Below are 23,082 nucleotides of genomic sequence, written 5' to 3'. Positions count from 1 at the left end.
GTTAGATGATGGTTTTGTATCAGGATGAACATCTGATTGCTGTAAACAAACCCGCAGGCTGGCTGGTGCATCGTAGCTGGTTGGATCGCCATGAAACAAAGTTTGTGATGCAAACCGTGCGCGATCAGATCGGCCAGCATGTATTTACCGTACATCGCCTCGATCGCCCCACTTCTGGCGTATTACTGATGGCACTGTCCAGTGACGTTGCACGCCAACTTTCGCAGCAGTTTGAACGGCATGAGGTGCAGAAAACCTACCATGCAGTGGTTCGTGGCTATGTGTCAGAGGCAGGGACGATCGATTATGCGTTGACGGAGGAGCTGGATAAACTGGCGGACAAGCACGCCGATCCAGACAAAGCGCCAAAACCCGCAGTGAGCCACTATCGGCCTTTAGCTAAGGTCGAGATGCCGGTGGCCATTGGCCGCTATGCCACCTCGCGCTACAGCCTGGTTGAATTGAAGCCGGAAACCGGGCGCAAACATCAACTACGCCGCCATATGGTGCATATCCGTCATCCGATTATTGGTGATACCGCCCATGGCGATCTGCGTCAGAATCGCGGCATGGCGCAGCATTTTGCCTGCGCGCGCCTGATGCTCCACGCCAGCCATCTGCAACTCCAGCATCCTGTTACGGGGGAAAAACTGCACATTTCTGCTCCTTGGGACGCGACTTGGCAAGAGTTGATGTCACAGTTTGGCTGGCTCGACGTAATCCCTGAGTTTACTGGGGTTGAGTTTCCCCTGGCTAACGGTCAGGATAACTGATCGTTTTTTAAAACATATCGCAAAGAAATCAAGGGAGCAGGAGCCATGGCTCAGGTTGGTATTTTTGTAGGAACCATCTACGGTAATTCACTGCTGGTGGCGGAAGAAGCGGAAAATATCCTCAAAGCACAGGGACATGAAGTTAAATTGTTCGAAGAGGGAACATTGGAGGACTGGCAACCATATCGCCAGCACTATGCATTAGTGGTGACTTCCACTACTGGGCAAGGTGACCTGCCAGACAGCATCGCGCCGCTGTTCCATGCCCTGCGCGATCAAGTCGGTTATCAACCGGAGTTGCATTATGGGCTGATTGCGCTCGGCGACAGCAGCTATGATCGCTTCTGCGGCGGTGGGCGTGCTTTTGACGCGTTGTTACAAGAGCAAGGTGCGACGCGTGTAGGGGATACTTTGGAAATCGATGCGCAGGAACAACCGGAACCGGAAGCCGAATCCCGCCCTTGGGTTGAGCAGTGGGGTTTATTGCTGAAATAACAAACCCCAAGTCAGACTGTGGTTTTGTGTCGCTGTAGCGTTTAACGCGGGTAGCGTTCGTTCAGCAGTTGTGCGGCGTTGGAGTCGGCGAACACGGTACATGCCGGATGCAAACGCAGTATTGACGCTGGGATTGCTTCTGTCAGCGGCCCTTCCAACACCTGTTTCAGTATCGCGGCTTTTTTCTCTCCAGTGACTAAGAGCAGGATCTTTTTAGCCTGCATGAGGGTTTTTATCCCTAACGAGAAATAAGCATCGGGAACCCGTTGCTTGCTGCCGACTTCGTTGGCCAGCGCCGCTATCAGCCGCGGATTGGTACGGTCGACGGCAATCCTGCGGGCTTCGCTGTCAAACGATGTTCCGGGCAGATTGGCGGCGATATGCCCATCGCTGCCGAGCCCCAGCAGCAGTAAATCGAGGCCTCCAGCGGCTTTTATCTGTTGGTCAGCTTGAGAGTAATTGCTGCCGTTTAGCGCGTGAATACGTTCATCAGGTACTCTGGCAGGTTCGAACAGGTGGCGTTGCAAGAGTTGATAAATGGCCCCTTTATCATTCTCAAAGGGATGAAAAGGCACTTCATCCTGGGTGTAATAGTGCACGTGGTGATATTGTTCGCCGTTGCGCAGGTGTGGGGTTAATGCCTGGTACAAAGGCAGGGGGGTTGACCCCCCGGTTGGCGCAAAATTGAAGCGTGGGCGCTCCCGCATCGCCCGTAAAATATCACTGGCTACCTGCGAGATGAGCAGCTCTTGGTCGGGAAATATTTCAATTTTCATGCGTTTTCCTTGTGTGACCCGAGTTAGCGAGTTCTGCAAAGCAAAAAAAACCTAACCCCCTAACAGCTCCCCAAGACAAAGCCTGGGAAACGTTAAAGAGTTAGGTTTTGCCTGCTAAGCAGTAACAACCCTATCGTGATGACACATTAACCCTATCACACCGGGAACAGTCAAAATGTGAACTCAGTAGCAGGCAAGTTTAATGCCTGCTCCCGGGTTTATTTACCGCGAGTGAGTTTCTCCAGATCGGATTCAATCTCGGCAATCTTGTGGGAAACTACGTTCTCCAGATGGCGTAGGTCATCAAGAATTTTACGTTTCAGATCCACTTCTATCTGATCGCGTTGGCAGAGTTGATCGAGCTCGTCGATCACGTAGCGCAGATTAGGGTTAATTTCGTGGATTTCTTTGTAACCCTGGCCTGCATTGTCTGCCACCACGGTTTTACGCTGGCGCGGATATTTGAACTTAACGCTTTTGGCAAAGAACTCGCCTTTGTCCTTACGGAAGTAAATCTTGAGAATGTCGTTATTAGCCTCTTGACGCAGGCTGTAGCGATCAACATCTTCCGGTTGATTGATGCCTAAGCTTTTCAGGTTGTCATACATGGGTGCGTCACCTTTTAAATGGAATTTATACTGGTGCTATTGCAATTGGCAGTAATATTAACTGTGAATTGAGATTCACCAAGCATGTTTCACTGTGGTAATGATAGTGAAAACTGTCGCCAGAGACTGTGACGGTTCGCGTGTTGAAGGCAAAAAATAGCGGGTGATTGGCTCCCCCGCTGTTTAATATTAGTCGATGGTGCGTAACAACTCATTAATCCCGACTTTAGCGCGCGTTTTGGCATCGACTTTTTTCACGATCACTGCGCAGTACAGGCTGTATGAACCGTCTTTGGAAGGCAGGTTGCCGGAAACGACCACTGAGCCTGCTGGCACGCGGCCATAATGCACTTCGCCAGTTTCACGGTCATAAATACGGGTGCTTTGGCCCAGGTAAACGCCCATGGAGATTACCGAACCCTCTTCCACGATCACTCCTTCAACCACTTCTGAGCGTGCGCCGATGAAGCAGTTGTCTTCGATAATGGTTGGGTTGGCCTGCAGTGGCTCCAACACGCCACCGATGCCGACACCGCCGGACAGATGAACGTTTTTGCCGATCTGCGCGCAAGAACCCACGGTGGCCCAGGTATCAACCATCGTGCCTTCATCCACGTAAGCACCAATGTTGACATAAGACGGCATGAGCACGGTGTTGCGGGCAATGAAAGCACCTTGGCGGACGGTTGCCGGTGGCACCACGCGGAAGCCTTCTTTCTGGAAACGTGCTTCGTCGTAATCGGCAAATTTCATCGGTACTTTGTCGTAATAACGGGTTTCCGCGCCGTCCATCACTCGGTTGTCGTTGATGCGGAAAGAAAGCAGCACGGCTTTTTTCAGCCACTGATGGGTTACCCACTGACCATCAATCTTCTCGGCAACGCGCAGAGCGCCGCTGTCCAGTAAGGCGATCACTTGGTTTACCGCTTCACGCGTTACGGTGTCTACGTTGGCCGGGGTGATATCTGCACGGCGTTCGAAGGCGCTTTCAATAACGTTCTGTAATTGCTGCATTCTGTTCTCTGTCCTGGTTTTAGTTACGAAAGGTTACTTGTATACCCTAAATAATTCGAGTTGCAGGACAAAAACGCAATGCGTTTTTGAACAGCATTCGTGCTGGCCCCGAAGGGGCGAGGCCCAGATTTGGGCCGAGTCACGCGGCAAGCAAACGAATCCCCAGGAGCCTACTTAGGTAGGTGACTGGGGTGAGTGCGCGTAGCCAACACACCTGCAACTTGAAGTATGCCGGGTATATCACATTTTATCGTTTGGATTGAGTGCCTCTGTCAACCGTTGTTCCAACTTTCTGCGCGTTTCTGGATTCAGAGCACGCCGATCGCTGTCGGCCAGAATAAATAAGTCTTCAACCCGCTCGCCAATAGTGGTGATGCGTGCGCCGTGCAGCGACAGGCCCAATGAAGCAAACACTTCACCGACCCGCGCCAGCAGGCCAGGTTGATCGAGCGCAATCAATTCCAGATAGCTGCGGCGATCGGTATGGGTCGGCAGGAAATTAACCTCGGTCGGTACGCTGAAATGGCGCAGTTTAGAGGAAGGGCGGCGTGCACGCGGTGGTTGATATTCCCTCTGCGTGATTGCCTGTTCCAGCGCATGGCGGATCGCCGCGTGACGATCTTGTGCCAGCGGGCTGCCGTCGGGTTCCAGCACGATAAAGGTGTCCATGGCAATGCCGTCACGATTAGTGAAGATCTGGGCGTCGTGCACGCTGAGGTTGCGCCGATCCAGTTCACCCACGACGGCAGCAAACAGGTAAGGGCGATCTGGGCTCCAGATAAAGATCTCGGTCCCACCTCGTGTCGCCTGTTTGCTGACCAATACCAAGGGTTTGGTGGAGTCGTGCGTTAACAGATGGCGGGCATGCCAGGCTAGCTGATTTGGCGAATGGCGCAGAAAGTAATCGGCGCGGCAACGGCTCCAGATACGGTGCAGAGCTTCTTCATTGATGTTATCCATGCGCAGCAACGCCAGCGCTTGCAGGCGGTGATGGCGCACACGTTCACGCAGGTCCGGGCTGTTTTGCATGCCACGGCGCAGCTGTTTCTCTGTGGCGAAATACAGTTCGCGCAGCAGACTTTGCTTCCAACTGTTCCACAGGGTTTCGTTAGTGGCGCAGATATCTGCGACCGTCAGGCACACCAGGTAGCGCAGTCGGGTTTCACTCTGCACTTCGCTGCTGAATTGCTGGATCACGTTAGGATCCTGAATATCGCGCCGCTGAGCGGTGACCGACATCAGTAGGTGGCAGCGCACCAGCCAGGCAACCAACTGGGCTTCACGGGAGTTCAGGCCGTGCAACTCAGCGAATTCCAGCACATCCTGTGCACCAAGAATGGAGTGATCGCCGCCGCGTCCTTTGGCAATATCGTGGAATAGCGCTGCCAACAGTAACAATTCGGGGTGAGGCAGGCGGGGATAGAGTTCGACGCACAACGGATGGCGCGGGCGTGTCTCTTCGTCGGCGAAGCTTTCCAATTTTTGCAGGACGCGGATGGTGTGTTCGTCAACGGTGTAAGCGTGGAACAGGTCAAATTGCATCTGGCCGACGATGTTGCCCCACAGTGGCATATAAGCCCAAAGCACGCTGTGACGATGCATTGGCACCAGTGCACGCGAAACTGCACCGGGGTGGCGCAGAATGGCCATAAACAGCTCGCGGGCTTCGGGAATATTACACAGCGGCTGCTGCAGATGGCGGCGTGCGTGGCGTAACTGACGCACGGTGGTGGAGTATATGCCCTTGATTTCGCGGTTACGCGCCATCAGGTAAAACATGCGCATAATAGCTTCTGGCTGGCGGATAAACAGCGTTTCGTCGCGCAGATCGATCAAGTCACCACGCAGTTGGAAATCGTCGTTAAGCGGGCGTGGTTTTTCTGTGGCATCCAGCGCCAGAATGGCTTCGTCAAACAACTGCAACAGCATGTGATTCAACTCGCTGACGCGGCGCGTCACGCGGTAGAAATCCTTCATCATACGCTCTATGGGTTCATTGCCTTCACCTTCATAACGCAACAACTGGGCCACGTTGAGCTGGCGATCGAACAGCAGACGGTTGTCGTAGCGTGATAGCACCAGATGCAGTGCAAAACGGATGCGCCACAGAAAGCTCTGACACTCTTTCAACTCGTTGCGTTCGGCCTGGGTCAGAAAGCCAAAACCGACCATTTCGTCCAGCGAGGTCGCGCCAAAGTGGCGGCGTGCTACCCACAATAAGGTGTGGATATCGCGCAGGCCGCCGGGGCTGCTTTTGATATCCGGCTCCAGGTTATAGCTGGTACCGTGATAACGCTGATGGCGCTCCTGCTGCTCGAGTACTTTGGCGTGGAAGAAGTCCGGCGATAGCCAGAAACCGTCGCTGAAGATGTGTTTCTGCATTTGCAGGAACAGCGCAACGTCGCCACAGATCATGCGTGATTCGATCAGGTTGGTGGCAACCGTTAAATCGGCCAGCCCTTCCAGCAGGCACTCTTCTAAGGTGCGCACGCTGTGGCCGACTTCCAGCTTCAGATCCCATAGTAAGGTAATTAATTCACCGATACGGGCCGCCTGTTCATCACTCAGGGGGGATTGACTGAGCACCAGTACATCAATGTCGGAAAGCGGGTGCAATTCGCCACGGCCATAACCGCCAACGGCTACCAGCGCTGTTTCTGGGATATTTTCAAAACCGTAGAATACCCACAAGCGGCACAGTAGCCGGTCAATGAATTCACTGCGCGCAATCACCAGGCTTTCAGCATCGGAACCGGCATTAAAGGCCGCCGCTAACCATTGTTGAAAGTGTTCGAGATGCTGTTTGAGTGCGACACAATTGAGTTCCGCATCAACATAGGTGTTGGGGGATTCTGGCTGCTTTGGCAATGTTTGCTGCAGATTGACCGATGTGTCTTGCTCACGATAGTTTTCAGACATGATTCACAGCCCATAAAAAAGCCGGCATCAGCCGGCTTGTGACAAGAAACAGCAGTGCTTACTGTTGTTCGTGCGTAATGATGTTGGGGATGGTGTCATCCTTGCGCAACGTCATTATTTCGCAGCCGTTATCTGTGACCACAATAGTATGCTCATACTGTGCCGACAAGCTGCGATCCTTAGTTTTTACCGTCCAACCGTCTTTCATGGTGCGGATGCGGTAATCCCCGGCATTGACCATCGGTTCGATGGTGAAAGCCATACCGGCCTGCAGCACAACGCCGCCATCATCCGCATCGTAGTGCAACACCTGAGGTTCTTCGTGGAACACCTCACCAATGCCATGGCCGCAATATTCGCGCACGACCGAGAATTTCTCGGCTTCGACATACTGTTGGATGGCTTTACCCAGAGTACGCAAGCGGATACCGGGTTTAACCATTTTCAACGCCAGATACAGGCTTTCCTGTGTGATACGGCAAAGACGCTCACCCAGAATGGTGGGAGTGCCAACGATAAACATCTTGGAGGTATCACCGTGGAAACCATCTTTGATCACGGTAACATCGATGTTGACGATATCACCGTCTTTCAGCACTTTTTCGTCACTCGGGATGCCGTGGCAGACCACTTCATTCACCGAGATACAGACGGATTTCGGGAAGCCGTGATAGCCGAGGCAGGCAGAGATAGCCTGCTGTTCGTTAGTGATGTAATCGTGACAGATTCGATCCAGTTCGCCGGTAGTCACACCAGGTTTGACGTGTGGTTCGATGATTTCCAGCACTTCAGCAGCCAGACGGCCTGCTACGCGCATTTTTTGGATGTCATCAGGTGTTTTAATTGAGATTGCCATGAAATTAGTCCGCAGGTGTCTTATCGTCGACAGTATTAAGGAAAGGCTTGGACTTATGGTATCAGCCCGGCCAGAGGCTGCCAAATTTGATTTCGAAACGGCGGTGTGAACGCAACAAATGTTGGTGTCAGAGGCGTGTTTATGGTATAAAGCGCGCCGGCAGATCCGTACTTCGTCCTTATAAGGTGTACGGGCTTGACCGAAATACTTTAACTGCACTCACATTGTGTAAATAACACACACGTATCGACACATTTGCCGGGGTGCCTGAGGTGAAATTATCACTCTTGGGTCGGCGTAATGGGATACGTGGAGGCATAACCCCAATCAATCTATAGAGGTTTAATCATGGCAACTGTTTCCATGCGCGACATGCTCCAGGCTGGTGTACACTTTGGTCACCAGACCCGTTACTGGAACCCGAAAATGAAGCCTTTCATCTTCGGCGCTCGTAACAAAGTTCACATCATCAACCTGGAAAAAACTGTACCAATGGCCAACGCAGCACTGGCTGAACTGACCAAGATCTCTTCCCGTAAAGGTAAGATCCTGTTCGTTGGTACCAAGCGCGCAGCAAGCGAAGCGGTAAAAGAATATGCCAACAGCTGCGATCAGTTCTTTGTGAACCATCGCTGGTTGGGCGGCATGCTGACTAACTGGAAAACCGTTCGTCAGTCAATCAAACGTTTGAAAGACCTGGAAATCCAGTCCCAAGACGGCACCTTTGACAAGCTGACCAAGAAAGAAGCGCTGATGCGTACTCGTGAATTGGAAAAGCTGGAAAACTCTCTGGGTGGTATCAAGGACATGGGTGGTCTGCCAGACGCTCTGTTTGTTATCGATGCCGATCACGAACACATCGCGATCAAAGAAGCCAACAACCTGGGTATCCCGGTATTCTCTATCGTTGATACCAACTCCGATCCAGACGGCGTTGACTTCATTATCCCTGGTAACGACGACGCAATCCGTGCAATCAAATTGTACCTGACTGCTGTTGCTACCGCCGTCCGTGAAGGTCGTTCTCAAGATCTGGCCGTTCAGGCGGAAGAAAGCTTCGTAGAAGCTGAATAATAAGGTCTAGCCCTTATTAACCAGGTATTGACATATGTTGGTTAGGGGGGCCTTTAAAGGCCCCCTTTGCTTATCTGAATGAGAACTGTCTCCACGTGAGATAACCGAGGAAAAAGAAATGGCTGATATTACCGCTGCCCTGGTAAAAGAACTGCGTGAGCGTACTGCCGCAGGTATGATGGAATGCAAGAAGGCGCTGGTTGAATCTAACGGCGACATCGAGCTGGCTATCGAAAATATGCGTAAGTCTGGTGCGATCAAAGCGGCGAAAAAAGCAGGCAACGTGGCTGCTGACGGCGTGATCAAAACCAAGATTGAAGGCAACTACGGCATGATTCTGGAAGTTAACTGCCAGACTGACTTCGTAGCTAAAGACGGTGGCTTCCAGGCTTTCGCTAACAAAGTGCTGGATGCGGCTGTTGCAGGCAAAATCACCGATGTTGAAGTGCTGAAAGCACAGTTTGAAGACGAGCGCGTAGAGCTGGTGGCAAAAATTGGTGAGAACATCAATATCCGCCGCGTGGCTGCTCTGGAAGGCGAAGTGCTGGGGAGCTACCTGCACGGCGCACGTATCGGTGTATTGGTGGCGGCTAAAGGTGCTGACGAAGAGCTGGTTAAACAGCTGGCGATGCACGTTGCAGCAAGCAAGCCTGAGTTCGTGAAGCCTGAAGATGTCTCTGCTGAAGTGGTAGAAAAAGAGTACCAGGTTCAGTTGGACATCGCCATGCAGTCTGGCAAGCCGAAAGAAATCGCAGAGAAAATGGTTGAAGGCCGCATGAAGAAATTCACCGGCGAAGTTTCTCTGACCGGTCAGCCTTTCGTGATGGATCCTGCTAAAACCGTTGGTCAACTGCTGAAAGAGCACAACGCTGACGTCATCAATTTCATCCGCTTCGAAGTGGGTGAAGGCATCGAGAAAGTTGAAACTGACTTTGCTGCTGAAGTTGCTGCAATGAGCAAACAGTCTTAATGCCTGTTAATGGAGCCGCCGTCAGGCGGTTCCATTTTATCCAGCCAGAGATAATCCGATGGCGGGCGTTGTGCAGTTATACTCAGCACAGGCGCAACGTGTCGGTTGAAACCCCCAATACTATTACTGCTTCTTAGGACAGAACACCATGGCAACCAATGCAAAACCCGTTTATCAGCGTATCCTGCTCAAATTGAGCGGTGAAGCCTTGCAAGGTGCAGAAGGCTTTGGTATCGACGCGAGCGTTTTGGATCGTATGGCTCAGGAAGTCAAAGAGCTGGTCGAGCTGGGAATTCAGGTCGGTGTAGTTATTGGCGGTGGTAACCTTTTCCGCGGTGCGGGCCTGGCGCAAGCCGGTATGAACCGCGTTGTGGGCGACCACATGGGGATGCTGGCTACCGTCATGAACGGTCTGGCTATGCGTGATGCGTTGCACCGCGCCTATGTGAACGCCCGCCTGATGTCAGCCATTCCACTGAACGGCGTGTGTGATAATTACAGTTGGGCAGAGGCGATCAGCCTGCTGCGCAATAACCGCGTAGTGATTTTCTCTGCCGGTACCGGTAACCCGTTTTTCACCACCGATTCTGCTGCCTGCCTGCGTGGGATCGAAATTGAAGCCGACGTGGTGTTGAAAGCGACTAAAGTGGATGGTGTATACTCGGCTGATCCGGTGAAAAACCCGGACGCGACACTGTACGAACAGTTAACCTATCAGGATGTGTTGGAACGCGAGTTAAAAGTGATGGATCTGGCCGCGTTTACGCTGGCGCGCGATCATGGCTTACCTATCCGCGTGTTCAACATGAATAAACCGGGCGCACTGCGCCGTGTGGTGATGGGTGAGAGCGAAGGCACGCTGATCACCAAATAAAGGGTGCTCAACCAAATTTATACCCGAGAGTTTGGAGTTGTTGTCAGCAACGCTGCGGCTGCAAACAAAAGGGATGAGCGGGAGCGGTTGACGCCAGGCGTTGGGTGCTCCTCCTTGAGTAACATTCACGGGCTATACTTGTTGTATGCCTGCCAAGTAACCAGCTTCCAAGGGTTCGCAACGTGATTAACGAAATCAGAAAAGATGCTGATTCACGCATGGAAAAAAGCGTCGAAGCATTCAAAAACCAAATCAGCAAGATCCGTACTGGCCGTGCTTCTCCAAGCATTCTGGATGGCATCATGGTGGAGTATTATGGTTCTGCCACGCCACTACGTCAGTTGGCTAACGTGACGGTAGAAGATTCCCGCACTTTGGCCATCAACTTGTTCGATCGTTCTTTGGGTTCGGCAGTAGAAAAAGCCATTATGTCATCCGATCTTGGCCTGAATCCAAGCTCAGCCGGTAGCGTGATCCGTGTTCCGCTGCCACCGTTGACTGAAGAACGCCGTAAAGATCTGATCAAGGTGGTGCGTGGTGAAGCTGAGCAGGGGCGTGTTGCCGTGCGTAACGTGCGCCGTGATGCTAACGATAAAGTGAAAGTCTTGCTGAAAGATAAAGAAATCAGCGAAGACGAAGAACGTCGTTCACAGGACGATATTCAAAAAATGACCGATGCCTACATCAAGTTGCTTGATGCGGCGTTGGCAGACAAAGAAAAAGAGCTGATGGATTTCTAATCAGCATCGCGCAGAAATAAAGCGTCGCTTAGGTGGCGCTTTATTTTTTGTGGCGTAGATCCCGTTTTCTCGTACTGAAAGATCATGGACAAGCGGTGGTTCAAGTTACACACTGGAATACTTCCGATCTCATCAGACAGTGATTCAGAGCAAACTCATGAAGCAACTGACTATTTTGGGCTCCACGGGCTCTGTGGGCACCAGCACCCTGGCCGTGGTCAGGGAGAATCCCGACCTTTTCGCGATCAAGGCACTTGTTGCTGGCCGCAACGTGGCGGTGATGGCGCAGCAATGCATGGAGTTTCGCCCTGCTTATGCGTCGATGGCTGATGAAAGCGCCGCACGTGAGTTAAGGGGCATACTGGCGGAACATGCGGTTAAAACCGAGGTGTTGGCAGGGGTTCAGTCTGCTTGCGAGTTGGCCGCATTGAGCGACGTTGACCAGGTGACTGCGGCTATTGTCGGGGCCGCAGGATTGTTACCTACCTTGGCCGCCGTTCGTGCTGGTAAACAGGTGCTGTTGGCGAATAAAGAGTCGCTAGTGACCTGTGGCCGCCTGTTTATGGAGGCGGTACAAAAGAGCCAGGCGCAACTGTTACCGTTGGACAGCGAGCACAACGCTATTTTCCAGAGTTTGCCTGAAAGCATCCAGCGCCAGTTGGGTGAGTCTTCTTTGCAGGAGCATGGTGTTTCGCGCATTATTCTGACGGGTTCCGGCGGGCCATTCCGTACGACGCCATTGGATCAGTTTGCGGCAATGACGCCGGATCAGGCTTGTGCGCACCCTAACTGGTCGATGGGGCGCAAGATTTCGGTGGACTCTGCCACTATGATGAATAAAGGCTTGGAGTACATTGAAGCACGCTGGTTGTTTAATGCCTCAGCCGCCGAGATGGAAGTGATCCTGCACCCGCAGTCGGTAATTCACTCGATGGTGCGCTATGCTGATGGTAGCGTGTTGGCGCAGTTGGGTACGCCAGATATGCGTACCCCGATAGCTCATGCGATGGCTTATCCGCAACGCATTCATTCCGGGGTGGCAGCCCTTGATTTTTGCCGTATAGGCGCGCTGACCTTCTCTGAGCCGGAGCGTGAGCGTTACCCGTGTCTGTATCTGGCGATCGACGCTTTTGATGCCGGGCAGGCCGCAACGACGGCGTTGAATGCGGCTAACGAAGTCGCCGTGGCCGCATTCCTGCAGGAAGAAATTCGATTTACCGACATCGCTACGGTGAATCAAAAAGTGGTAGAACGTCTGGCGTTACAGGAGCCTTCTTGTGTGGAGGAGGTTTTAGACATTGATCGTCAGGCACGTGAAATAGCTCGCAGTGTGGCCCAGGTATTGCGCGTCTAATCTCTAGCGCATTGTCTGATTTTTTTGCAAATAGCGCTTGCTGCAGTGGGGCCGTTTGTTCGCGCTTCATTGAGGTGATATAGTCTGCGCCACAATCATCGGATATACCGTTGAATAATGGCCGAATTGAGTGCGTCATCAGCCGATATTTCCCGGGTGTTTCTGGGGGCGCCGGTGGGCAGACTGAAAAGCTGTGTCAGGCACACGGCTTTTTTTGCGCGCTAGGGCTGGATGTTCCGCTAAGGCTGTGGTGTTTCTACCGAGGGAATAAGTACGAGTTATGTCGTCCGCAAACCAACAAGAAGCTAATTTGTCTGCTCAAGGACCGCGTCATGTCGCTATTATCATGGATGGTAACGGGCGATGGGCTAAACGTCAGGGTAAATTACGTGTATTCGGGCATAAAGCAGGGGTAAAATCAGTACGCCGCGCGGTCAGTTTTGCAGCCAGTCACCATTTGGATGCGCTCACGCTTTATGCCTTCAGCAGTGAGAACTGGAATCGCCCGGCGCAGGAAGTCTCTGCCCTGATGGAGCTGTTCGTGCGTGCACTGGACAGCGAAGTAAAAAGTTTGCATAAACATAACGTCAGGTTGCGTGTCATCGGCGATATCAGCCGCTTCAGCACGCGTCTGCAGGAGCGTATCCATCGTTCTGAGAAACTGACTGCTGATAACAATGGTTTGACGCTGAATATTGCCGCTAACTATGGTGGCCGCTGGGATATCATTCAGGGAGTAAGGGATCTGGCCGAGCAAGTGCAACAAGGTGTGTTGCAGCCGGAACAGATCAGCGAGGAGCTACTGAGTGAGCGTGTCTGCATGAGCGACTTATCACCAGTAGATTTAGTGATCCGTACCGGTGGCGAACATCGCATAAGTAACTTCTTGTTGTGGCAAATTGCTTACGCCGAGCTTTACTTTACTGATGTACTCTGGCCTGATTTTGATGAACTTGTCTTTGAAGGTGCGCTGAATGCATTTGCACAACGTGAGCGTCGCTTCGGGGGAACAACACCTATCGATGCCAATGCGTCCTAGGGGGAACTTTTGCTGAAGTATCGCCTCATCACTGCTCTGATTTTAATTCCGCTGGTTATCGCAGCGCTGTTCTTGCTGCCGCCTATGGGTTTTGCCCTGGTAACACTCGCTGTCTGCATGCTGGCAGCCTGGGAGTGGGGGCAGCTTGCCGGTTTCGCCAAGCGTTCTCAACGTATCGGGTTGGCGATGTTATGCGGCTTTCTGTTGGCGCTGATGATGCTCAGCGTGCCTGCCTATCAGCACGTCACTGAACAGTTACAAGTTGGCGTATCACTGTGGCTGTCGTTAGCATGGTGGCTGGGGGCGTTGCTGCTGGTGCTATTCTATCCCGGCTCTGCTGCACTGTGGCGCAATTCGCGTCCGCTGCGTTTGCTCTTCGGTTTATTGACCATTATCCCGTTCTTCTGGGGGATGATGGCTTTGCGCCAGTTTGGTTATGAGCACAATCATTTTACCGGTGCCTGGTGGCTGCTGTACGTCATGCTGTTGGTATGGGGAGCGGATTCCGGTGCCTATATGTTCGGCAAACTGTTTGGCAAGCATAAGCTGGCGCCTAAAGTGTCCCCAGGTAAAACCTGGGAAGGGCTGATTGGCGGGCTGGTGACTTCGGCTATTATCTCTTGGTTGTTTGGCCGCTATGCGCCGTTAAACGTGGTTCCAATCACTCTGCTGATTTGTTCCGTGGTTGCAGCGCTGGCGTCGGTATTAGGCGATCTTACCGAGAGCATGTTCAAGCGTGAAGCCGGTATCAAGGACAGTGGTCATCTGATCCCTGGACATGGCGGGATATTGGACCGTATTGATAGTTTGACCGCAGCAGTGCCAGTATTTGCCTGCTTGATGCTGTTAGTGTTTTAATCCGCCATCGGCGGGAATGAAGGGTTTATATGGTCGGCGTGCTCTGGAACTTGGTAGCGTTTGTGATTGCTCTGGGTGTATTGATCACCGTACATGAGTTTGGGCACTTTTGGGTTGCCCGCCGCTGTGGTGTCCGTGTAGAGCGTTTCTCCATTGGTTTTGGCCGAGCGCTGTGGCGCCGTACCGACCGCCAGGGTACGGAATATATCATTGCCATGATCCCCCTCGGTGGCTATGTCAAGATGCTTGATGAGCGCGTAGAGACGGTTGCACCGGAGCAGCGCCATCAGGCATTCAATAACAAAGCGATTTGGCAACGCGCGGCGATTATCAGTGCTGGCCCCATCGCTAATTTCCTGTTTGCCATTCTGGCTTACTGGATCGTCTTCATTGTCGGCGTGCCAAGCTTTCGCCCGGTTATTGGCGAAATAGCGCCGCAATCTATTGCTGCCAAAGCTGAAATTTCCCCTGGTATGGAACTTAAGTCCGTTGACGGTATCGAAACGCCTGATTGGGAATCGGTTCGGTTCGCGCTGGTGAGCAAAATTGGTGATGCAAAAACCGAGGTTGGAGTTGCTCCATTTGGTTCTTCACAAGTGGTGAATAAAACCCTGGATCTGCTCCAATGGAGCTTTGAACCGGACAAGGAAGATCCTGTTCGTTCTCTAGGCATGATCCCACGTGGCCCGCAGATAGAATCTGTACTGTCAGAAGTGCAACAGGGATCAGCAGCGCAAAAGGCGGGTTTACAAACAGGGGATAGGATCGTTAAAGTCGATGGTCAGTTGCTTGGGCGCTGGTCAACCTTGGTTAAACGAATCCATGATAGCCCAGGTAAACCCTTGGTTTTAGGGATCGAAAGAAACGGAACCCCCTTGTCTTTAACGCTGATACCGGATACAAAACCGGTGGGAAAAGACAAAATGGTGGGTTTTGCTGGCATAATACCGAAGGTATTACCGCTGCCTGACGAGTATAAAACGGTTCGTCAGTATGGGCCGTTCTCAGCGTTATATCAGGCAGGGGACAAAACCTGGCAGCTCATGCGGCTAACGGTCAATATGCTGGGTAAGTTAATCACCGGTGATGTAAAGCTGAACAATCTGAGTGGCCCTATTTCCATTGCACAGGGAGCGGGGGCGTCAGCGGGTGTAGGGTTTGTGTATTATATGATGTTTCTGGCGTTGATCAGTGTCAACTTAGGGATCATCAACCTATTCCCATTACCGGTATTAGATGGTGGGCATCTCCTCTTCCTGGCAATAGAAAAGCTGAAGGGTGGGCCGGTTTCTGAGCGAGTACAGGACTACAGTTATCGCATTGGTTCGATCGTGTTGGTACTGTTAATGGGTCTTGCACTTTTCAATGATTTTTCTCGTCTTTAGGGGCGGGGACAGGTTAGGAAGAACGCATAACAACGATGGCGATGAAAAAGTTGCTCATAGCGTCGCTGCTGTTTAGCAGCGCCACCGTATACGGTGCAGACGGGTTCGTAGTGAAAGATATTCATTTCGAAGGCCTGCAACGAGTCGCCGTCGGTGCGGCGTTACTCAACATGCCGGTTCGCGTAGGCGATACCGTCTCTGATGATGATATCAGTAACACCATTCATGCCTTGTTTGCTACCGGCAACTTCGAGGATGTGCGCGTACTACGCGACGGTGATACGCTGATTGTTCAGGTTAAGGAACGTCCTACCATTGCTAGCATTACTTTCTCCGGCAACAAATCGGTGAAAGATGACATGCTCAAGCAAAACCTGGAGGCTTCTGGCGTCCGGGTTGGCGAAGCACTCGACCGCACCACCTTGTCCACCATTGAAAAAGGGCTGGAAGATTTCTACTACAGCGTCGGCAAGTACAGCGCTTCGGTAAAAGCGGTAGTGACACCGCTGCCACGTAATCGTGTTGACCTGAAGCTGGTGTTCGCTGAAGGGGTCTCCGCTACCATCCAACAGATCAATATTGTTGGCAATCATGCTTTCACCAACGATGAACTGATCTCTCGCTTCCAATTGCGTGATGAAGTGCCGTGGTGGAACGTGGTTGGCGATCGTAAGTATCAGAAACAGAAACTGGCAGGCGATCTTGAAATCCTGCGCAGCTTCTATCTGGATCGCGGCTATGCGCGTTTTAACATTGATTCGACTCAGGTCAGCCTGACGCCGGACAAGAAAGGTATTTACATCACTATCAATATCACCGAAGGCGAGCAGTATAAGCTTTCTGGCGTGGTAGTGAACGGTAACCTGGCGGGGCATTCGGCGGAAGTTGCCCAGTTGACCAAAATCGAGCCAGGCGAACTGTATAGCGGCAGTAAAGTGACCAAAATGGAAGACAGCATCAAGAAGATGCTGGGCCGTTATGGTTATGCCTACCCGCGTGTGCAGACTCAGCCGGAAATCAACGATACGGATAAAACCGTAAAACTGCTGGTTAACATTGATGCGGGTAATCGCTTCTATGTTCGCCGCATCAAATTTGAAGGCAACGATACCAGTAAAGATGCCGTACTGCGTCGCGAAATGCGCCAGATGGAAGGCGCATGGCTGGGTAACGATCAGGTTGAGCAGGGCAAGGATCGTTTGAATCGCTTGGGCTACTTCGAAACCGTAGATGTGGAAACGCAGCGCGTGCCGGGGACTCCTGACCAGGTTGACGTGGTCTACAGGGTTAAAGAGCGTAACACCGGTACTCTGAACTTTGGTGTCGGTTATGGCACCGAGAGTGGCGTGAGCTTCCAGGCCGGTGTGCAGCAGGATAACTGGTTGGGTACCGGTTACTCTGTGGGTATCAACGGCACCAAGAACGATTACCAGACCTACGCTGAACTGTCAGTCACCAACCCATACTTCACCGTTGATGGTGTCAGCCTGGGTGGGCGCATATTCTATAACGACTTTAAGGCCAATAACGCCGATCTGTCTGATTATACCAACAGCAGCTATGGTGTAGACGGCACGCTGGGCTTCCCGATCAACGAGAATAACTCGTTGCGTGCTGGTTTGGGCTATGTGCATAACTCCCTGTCGCAGATGAAGCCACAGATTGCTATGTGGCGTTATCTGGATTCTGTCGGTGAAAACCCGGATCTGGTGAATCGCGCTAGCTATAAAGCGGATGATTTCCCGCTGACTCTGGGGTGGACTTACAACAATCTGGACCGTGGTTATTTCCCGACTTCAGGTAACCGTACTACGCTGAATACCAAGATTGTCGCGCCGGGTTCTGACAACTCGTACTACAAATTCACCTTGGACAGCACGCAATACTTGCCTATTGACGACGATGCCAACTGGGTCATGTTGAGCCGTGGCCGTGTGGGTTATGCCGATGGTCTTGGCGGCAAAGAGATGCCGTTCTATGAGAACTTCTATGCGGGTGGTTCAAGCACCGTGCGTGGCTTCCAGTCCAATACCATTGGCCCGAAAGCAGTTTATTACAACTCCAATTCATATAGCTGTAATGATGCGCCGGGTAGCAGCGTGCCGCAGGTCATTTGTAATTCCAGCGATGCTGTTGGCGGTAACGCCATGGCTGTCGCCAGCCTTGAGCTGATTACACCGACACCGTTTATCAGTGAGAAATATGCCAACTCGGTGCGTACTTCCGTGTTTATGGATGCGGGTACGGTATGGGATACCAAGTGGGAAAATACTGACCAAACACGTATGTACGATATTCCCGATTACAGTAAAGCGAGCAACATCCGCATGTCTGTGGGTCTGGCAGTGCAATGGATGTCGCCATTGGGTCCGTTGGTGTTCTCTTATGCCGACCCGATCAAGAAATACGATGGCGACAAGTCAGAGCAGTTCCAGTTTAACATTGGTAAAACCTGGTAACGGGTTTCACTTCTGGGCATAAGCAGTTAAAAAGAATCGCAGGTGCCAGGCCGGAGGCAAAGCAAAGGGAGAGGATTCTCATTGTGTAGCCAGTCGGTCTGGCAGATTGTGTACTTCAAAGTGTCGTGTGACACAAACGGGTGATGGTAAGGAGTTTATAGTGAAAAAGTGGTTGTGTGCCGCAGGCCTCGGTTTAGCAATGGCTGCTTCAGCAAGCGTTCAGGCAGCTGACAAGATTGCTGTCGTTAACGTTTCCAGTATTTTCCAACAGTTGCCAGCTCGTGAAGCCGTGGCTAAACAACTGGAAGGTGAGTTTAAAGGCCGCGCGAGCGAACTCCAGAACATGGAACGCGATCTGCAGACTAAAATGCAGAAACTGCAGCGTGATGGTTCTACCATGAAAGCCAGCGAACGTACCAAGATGGAAAAAGATGTGATGGCACAGCGCGAGCAGTTCTCTCAGAAAGCTCAGGCTTTTGAGCAGGATAACCGTCGCCGCCAGATGGAAGAGCGTAATAAGATCCTGGCTCGTATTCAGGATGCAGTGAAAGCTGTTGCCAGCAAAGAAGGCTATGACGTAGTGATCGACGCTAACGCCGTTGCTTATGTAGGTACTTCTAAAGATATCACTGCTGACGTGCTGAAACAGGTTAAATAACAACATGCTTTCGATTCGACTGGCTGATTTAGCACAGCAGTTGGATGCACAATTGCACGGTGATGGCGATATTGTCATCACCGGCATTGCTTCTATGCATTCTGCACAGGCTGGCCAAATTACGTTTTTATCAAACAGCCGCTATCAAGAACAGCTGGCTTCTTGCCAGGCGAGTGCTGTTGTTTTGACCGTTGCAGATTTACCACATTGTCGCTCTGCGGCCTTGGTGGTAAAGAATCCTTATCTGACTTATGCGCGTATGGCGCAATTGATGGATACCACGCCGGCACCTGCAGCGGATATTGCGCCCAGCGCGGTGATTTCTTCTGAAGCCCGGCTTGGGCAAAATGTTGCCATTGGAGCAAATGCGGTTATTGAGTCCGGTGCAGAGCTTGGCGATAACGTGGTTATCGGCCCTGGCTGTTTTATCGGTAAACACGCACGCATTGGTGCGGGTACGCGTTTGTGGGCAAATGTTACTATTTATCATGAAGTTGAAATCGGTCAACACTGCCTGGTGCAATCAGGAACGGTGATTGGTGCAGATGGTTTCGGCTATGCCAACGAGCGTGGCAATTGGATCAAGATCCCGCAGTTGGGCACAGTGATCATCGGTGATCGCGTTGAGATCGGGGCTTGCACCACCATCGATCGCGGGGCGTTGGATAACACTCTGATCGGGAATGGTGTTATCATTGATAATCAGTGCCAGATTGCACATAACGTTGTGATTGGCGACAATACCGCTGTCGCAGGTGGTGTGATAATGGCTGGTAGCCTGAAAATCGGCCGCTATTGCCAGATTGGTGGGGCCAGCGTGATCAATGGCCATATGGAGATTGCTGACAAGGTGGTTGTCACCGGTATGGGAATGGTTATGCGACCAATTACCGAACCTGGGGTATACTCCTCGGGCATCCCGCTACAGCCCAACAAAGTTTGGCGTAAAACCGCCGCGTTGGTGATGAATATCGATGAGATCAGCAAGCGCTTGAAAGCTGTCGAACGAAAAGTCGGAAAAGATTAGTCACCTCCGCCCGCCTTGCTGGGTGCACACCGAAACGCGTTGGCCTTGAAGCCAAAAGCGCAAAGAGTTGTTAATTTGCGGCCTGCATGATGATCTCCTTTTTGGGATCAGCGCAGGCCGTGTTGTTGATGCCATCAGTTTTTAGAGACAGGAAGAGTATTTTGACTACTGACACTCATACTCTGGATATTGCAGAAATTTTGGAACTGCTTCCTCATCGTTACCCATTCTTGCTGGTTGACCGTGTATTGGACTTTGAAGAGCACAAATATCTGCGTGCAGTGAAAAACGTTTCTGTTAATGAGCCGTTTTTCCAGGGGCACTTCCCTGGTAAACCTATTTTCCCAGGCGTATTGATTCTGGAAGCGATGGCGCAAGCCACGGGTATTCTAGCGTTCAAAAGCGTAGGGAAACTGGAGCCGGGCGAATTGTATTATTTTGCAGGTATTGATGAAGCTCGCTTCAAACGTCCTGTTGTGCCAGGCGATCAGATGATCATGGAAGTCACTTTCGAAAAGACCCGTCGTGGTTTGACGCGCTTTAAAGGCGTGGCGACTGTTGACGGAAAAATTGTCTGCGAAGCAACCATGATGTGTGCCCGCAGCCGGGAGGCATAATCCGTGATTGATAAAACCGCCTTTATCCACCCTAGCGCCATCGTTGAAGAAGGTGCTGTTATCGGCGCGGGTGCGCAGATTGGTCCTTTCTGTTACGTCGGCTCCCAGGTGGAAATCGGCGCGGGTACGGTACTGAAATCCCATGTGGTGGTGAACGGTATCACTAAGATTGGCCGTGATAATCAGATTTACCAGTTCGCTTCTATTGGTGAAGTGAATCAGGATCTGAAGTATGCCGGTGAACCAACGCGTGTTGAGGTTGGCGATCGTAACCGTATTCGTGAAAGTGTGACCATTCATCGCGGTACTGCGCAGGGCACGGGTTTGACCAAAGTAGGTAATGATAACCTGCTGATGGTTAACGTTCACATTGCTCATGACTGTGTGGTCGGCAACTTCTGTGTGCTTGCCAACAACGCGACGCTTGCGGGCCATGTGGAAATTGACGATTACGCTATTATCGGTGGCATGACCGCTATTCACCAGTTCTGCGTGATCGGCGCACACGTGATGGTTGGCGGCTGCTCCGGTGTTGCGCAGGACGTACCTCCGTTTGTCATTGCACAAGGTAATCACGCGACGCCGTTTGGGGTGAATGCCGTGGGGTTGAAACGTCGTGGTTTTGATAAAGACGAGATGCAGGCAATCCGCAACGCCTACAAAATTCTTTATCGCAGTGAAAAAACCTTTGATGAAGCCAAATCAGAGATCGCACTTCTGGCACAAGAACAGCCCGTAGTGCAGCAGTTCCTCGATTTCTTTAGCCGTTCAACGCGCGGGATTATTCGCTGATTTATGCTAAATCGTCCATTGACTATCGGATTGGTCGCCGGTGAAACCTCTGGTGATATTCTTGGCGCTGGATTAATCCGTGCGCTTAAGGTGCAGCATCCAGAAGCCCGTTTTGTCGGTGTAGCGGGTCCGTTGATGCAGGCCGAAGGGTGTGAAGCCTGGTACGAAATGGAAGAGCTGGCGGTAATGGGGGTGGTAGAGGTTCTTGAGCGTTTGCCACGCCTGTTGAAGATCCGCAGGGATCTTACCCGCCGGTTCAGCGAACTTGCACCTGACGTATTTGTGGGTATTGATGCGCCAGACTTCAATATCACTTTGGAGGGCCGTCTGAAAAAGCGCGGTATCCGCACTATTCACTATGTCAGCCCGTCTGTGTGGGCATGGCGCCAAAAGCGTGTTTTCAAAATTGGTAAAGCGACCGACCTGGTATTGGCGTTTCTCCCTTTCGAAAAAGCGTTTTACGATCGTTTCAATGTTCCCTGCCGCTTTATCGGCCACACCATGGCCGATGCAATGCCGCTACAGCCGGATAAACTGGCTGCGCGTGCGGCACTGGGGATCGCCCCTGAGGCGCGTTGCCTGGCACTGCTGCCAGGTAGCCGTGGTGCAGAGGTTGAAATGTTGAGCGGTGATTTCCTCAAGACTGCCCAGTTGTTGCGTACTCGCTATCCGGATCTGGAAGTGGTTGTACCGCTGGTGAATACCAAACGGCGCGAACAGTTCGAGCGCATCAAGGCTGAAGTCGCACCTGAGCTGAAAGTACATCTGCTTGATGGCAAAGGGCGTGAAGCGATGATCGCCAGTGATGCCGCTCTGTTGGCTTCTGGCACTGCCGCACTGGAGTGCATGCTGGCGAAATGCCCGATGGTGGTGGGCTACCGTATGAAACCCTTTACCTATTGGCTGGCGGAGCGGTTGGTGAAAACCCCTTATGTCTCGTTACCGAACCTGTTGGCGGGGCGTGAAATCGTGACGGAACTGCTGCAACACGACTGTGTGCCGGATAAACTGGCGACGGCATTGTTGCCGTTGCTGGAAGAGAATCCGCAAACCGTACAACTGAAACAGACTTTCCTTGAACTGCATCTGAGTATTCGCTGTGGCGCAGACCAGCAGGCCGCTCAGGCGGTGTTGGAGTTGGCTAACGCATGATCGAACCCTTTGTTTATCCTAATGCCCAACTGATTGCCGGTGTCGATGAAGTGGGGCGTGGCCCGTTGGTGGGTGCCGTTGTGACCGCAGCGGTGATACTCGATCCGGCACGGCCAATCGTCGGCTTGGCTGACTCAAAAAAACTCAGCGAGAAACGCCGCGAAGCGTTATACGAAGAGATCGTGGAGAAAGCGCTCTCCTGGAGCCTGGGGCGAGCCGAGCCGGAAGAGATTGACCGGCTGAATATTCTGCACGCCACCATGTTGGCGATGCAGAGAGCGGTGGCTGGGCTGTCTCTCACGCCGGATATGGTGCTGATTGATGGCAATCGCTGCCCAGCATTGCCGATGTGTTCGCAGGCAGTGGTCAAGGGCGATAGTCGTGTAGCGGAAATCAGCGCGGCCTCAATTCTGGCGAAAGTGACACGCGATCGTGAAATGGCTGAATTGGATCGAGTATTCCCCGAGTACGGTTTTGCCCAGCATAAAGGTTACCCAACCGCTTTCCATCTGGAAAAGCTGGCCGCATTAGGGGCTACTCAGCATCATCGCCGCAGTTTTGCGCCAGTAAGGCGCGCTCTGGAACTGTAGCTCTCGTGCAAACACAGCGTTAACTTCGGCCCGTTAATCTGGGCCCTACACC

General features: G+C 52.1%; 22 protein-coding genes. 17 read left to right on the top strand and 5 right to left on the bottom strand.

The genetic code is table 11. The features are described 5' to 3' along the window. Nucleotides 1-5 precede the first annotated feature (5 nt). Both truC and IV04_RS11965 read left to right on the top strand, forming a co-directional pair. On the top strand, nucleotides 6-773 hold the full coding sequence (truC, locus tag IV04_RS11970; RefSeq protein ID WP_037403737.1) for a tRNA pseudouridine(65) synthase TruC: 768 nt from the start codon (nucleotides 6-8) through the stop codon (nucleotides 771-773). Nucleotides 774-818: 45 nt separating this feature from the next. Beyond that, a complete protein-coding gene (locus IV04_RS11965; protein ID WP_037403738.1) occupies nucleotides 819-1,268 on the top strand; it encodes a flavodoxin in 450 nt (149 codons plus the stop codon). Between the two features lie 41 nt (nucleotides 1,269-1,309). Here IV04_RS11965 and IV04_RS11960 read toward each other — a convergent pair whose 3' ends face one another. From IV04_RS11960 to map, 5 genes are all read right to left on the bottom strand, one after another. Next, the gene (locus IV04_RS11960) at nucleotides 1,310-2,044 is read right to left on the bottom strand and encodes a 6-phosphogluconolactonase (RefSeq protein WP_037403740.1); all 735 of its coding nucleotides are present in this window, start codon (nucleotides 2,042-2,044) and stop codon (nucleotides 1,310-1,312) included. Between the two features lie 218 nt (nucleotides 2,045-2,262). Then, entirely contained in the window at nucleotides 2,263-2,652 is a 390-nt protein-coding gene (locus IV04_RS11955; protein WP_037403741.1) for a DUF3461 family protein, read from the bottom strand. 189 nt (nucleotides 2,653-2,841) lie between these two features. Further along, nucleotides 2,842-3,666: a 2,3,4,5-tetrahydropyridine-2,6-dicarboxylate N-succinyltransferase gene (dapD, locus tag IV04_RS11950; protein WP_037403742.1), complete on the bottom strand. Its 825-nt coding sequence runs from the start codon at nucleotides 3,664-3,666 to the stop codon at nucleotides 2,842-2,844. Nucleotides 3,667-3,906: 240 nt separating this feature from the next. Beyond that, nucleotides 3,907-6,585 (bottom strand): bifunctional uridylyltransferase/uridylyl-removing protein GlnD, encoded by a 2,679-nt coding sequence (gene glnD / locus IV04_RS11945; RefSeq protein WP_037403743.1) that lies wholly within the window; start codon nucleotides 6,583-6,585, stop codon nucleotides 3,907-3,909. A gap of 58 nt (nucleotides 6,586-6,643) precedes the next feature. Beyond that, on the bottom strand, nucleotides 6,644-7,441 hold the full coding sequence (map, locus tag IV04_RS11940) for a type I methionyl aminopeptidase (RefSeq protein WP_037403745.1): 798 nt from the start codon (nucleotides 7,439-7,441) through the stop codon (nucleotides 6,644-6,646). Between the two features lie 348 nt (nucleotides 7,442-7,789). On the opposite strand from map, the gene rpsB reads away from it, so the two are divergent. The 15 genes from rpsB (at nucleotide 7,790) to rnhB (ending at nucleotide 23,030) form a co-directional block, all read left to right on the top strand. Further along, nucleotides 7,790-8,515 carry a 30S ribosomal protein S2 gene (gene rpsB, locus IV04_RS11935; RefSeq protein ID WP_037403746.1) on the top strand — a complete coding sequence of 242 codons (726 nt, stop codon included), beginning with the start codon at nucleotides 7,790-7,792 and terminating at the stop codon, nucleotides 8,513-8,515. A gap of 118 nt (nucleotides 8,516-8,633) precedes the next feature. Further along, a complete protein-coding gene (tsf, locus tag IV04_RS11930) occupies nucleotides 8,634-9,485 on the top strand; it encodes a translation elongation factor Ts (RefSeq protein ID WP_037403749.1) in 852 nt (283 codons plus the stop codon). Between the two features lie 148 nt (nucleotides 9,486-9,633). Next, entirely contained in the window at nucleotides 9,634-10,359 is a 726-nt protein-coding gene (pyrH, locus tag IV04_RS11925) for a UMP kinase (protein WP_037403751.1), read from the top strand. A gap of 182 nt (nucleotides 10,360-10,541) precedes the next feature. After that, nucleotides 10,542-11,099, top strand: a complete 558-nt coding sequence (frr, locus tag IV04_RS11920) for a ribosome recycling factor (protein ID WP_037403752.1) — start codon at nucleotides 10,542-10,544, stop codon at nucleotides 11,097-11,099. A gap of 157 nt (nucleotides 11,100-11,256) precedes the next feature. Further along, nucleotides 11,257-12,453, top strand: coding sequence for a 1-deoxy-D-xylulose-5-phosphate reductoisomerase (ispC, locus tag IV04_RS11915; protein WP_037403753.1), 1,197 nt, complete (start codon nucleotides 11,257-11,259; stop codon nucleotides 12,451-12,453). Nucleotides 12,454-12,733: 280 nt separating this feature from the next. Next, nucleotides 12,734-13,492, top strand: coding sequence for a (2E,6E)-farnesyl-diphosphate-specific ditrans,polycis-undecaprenyl-diphosphate synthase (ispU, locus tag IV04_RS11910; protein ID WP_037403754.1), 759 nt, complete (start codon nucleotides 12,734-12,736; stop codon nucleotides 13,490-13,492). Nucleotides 13,493-13,501: 9 nt separating this feature from the next. Continuing rightward, the gene (gene cdsA / locus IV04_RS11905) at nucleotides 13,502-14,350 is read left to right on the top strand and encodes a phosphatidate cytidylyltransferase (protein WP_037403756.1); all 849 of its coding nucleotides are present in this window, start codon (nucleotides 13,502-13,504) and stop codon (nucleotides 14,348-14,350) included. Between the two features lie 29 nt (nucleotides 14,351-14,379). Continuing rightward, the gene (gene rseP, locus IV04_RS11900; protein ID WP_037403758.1) at nucleotides 14,380-15,735 is read left to right on the top strand and encodes a sigma E protease regulator RseP; all 1,356 of its coding nucleotides are present in this window, start codon (nucleotides 14,380-14,382) and stop codon (nucleotides 15,733-15,735) included. 35 nt (nucleotides 15,736-15,770) lie between these two features. Next, nucleotides 15,771-18,194 carry an outer membrane protein assembly factor BamA gene (gene bamA / locus IV04_RS11895; protein WP_037403759.1) on the top strand — a complete coding sequence of 808 codons (2,424 nt, stop codon included), beginning with the start codon at nucleotides 15,771-15,773 and terminating at the stop codon, nucleotides 18,192-18,194. A 160-nt stretch (nucleotides 18,195-18,354) separates the two neighbouring features. Further along, entirely contained in the window at nucleotides 18,355-18,852 is a 498-nt protein-coding gene (gene skp, locus IV04_RS11890; protein ID WP_037403761.1) for a molecular chaperone Skp, read from the top strand. 4 nt (nucleotides 18,853-18,856) lie between these two features. After that, a complete protein-coding gene (lpxD, locus tag IV04_RS11885) occupies nucleotides 18,857-19,879 on the top strand; it encodes a UDP-3-O-(3-hydroxymyristoyl)glucosamine N-acyltransferase (RefSeq protein WP_037403763.1) in 1,023 nt (340 codons plus the stop codon). Nucleotides 19,880-20,040: 161 nt separating this feature from the next. Beyond that, nucleotides 20,041-20,496 (top strand): 3-hydroxyacyl-ACP dehydratase FabZ, encoded by a 456-nt coding sequence (gene fabZ, locus IV04_RS11880; RefSeq protein WP_021179919.1) that lies wholly within the window; start codon nucleotides 20,041-20,043, stop codon nucleotides 20,494-20,496. A gap of 3 nt (nucleotides 20,497-20,499) precedes the next feature. Further along, entirely contained in the window at nucleotides 20,500-21,288 is a 789-nt protein-coding gene (lpxA, locus tag IV04_RS11875) for an acyl-ACP--UDP-N-acetylglucosamine O-acyltransferase (RefSeq protein ID WP_037403765.1), read from the top strand. A gap of 3 nt (nucleotides 21,289-21,291) precedes the next feature. Then, nucleotides 21,292-22,440, top strand: coding sequence for a lipid-A-disaccharide synthase (gene lpxB / locus IV04_RS11870; protein WP_037403766.1), 1,149 nt, complete (start codon nucleotides 21,292-21,294; stop codon nucleotides 22,438-22,440). Further along, the gene (gene rnhB / locus IV04_RS11865) at nucleotides 22,437-23,030 is read left to right on the top strand and encodes a ribonuclease HII (protein ID WP_037403767.1); all 594 of its coding nucleotides are present in this window, start codon (nucleotides 22,437-22,439) and stop codon (nucleotides 23,028-23,030) included. Before lpxB ends, rnhB begins: the two co-directional genes overlap by 4 nt. The last annotated feature ends 52 nt before the right edge of the window (nucleotides 23,031-23,082 follow it).

The organism is Serratia sp. Ag1 (assembly GCF_000743355.1).
Taxonomy (GTDB): Bacteria; Pseudomonadota; Gammaproteobacteria; order Enterobacterales; family Enterobacteriaceae; genus Chania.
The sequence above is the reverse complement of the archived record's forward strand: the minus strand, read 5'-3'. Positions and strand labels throughout refer to the sequence as shown.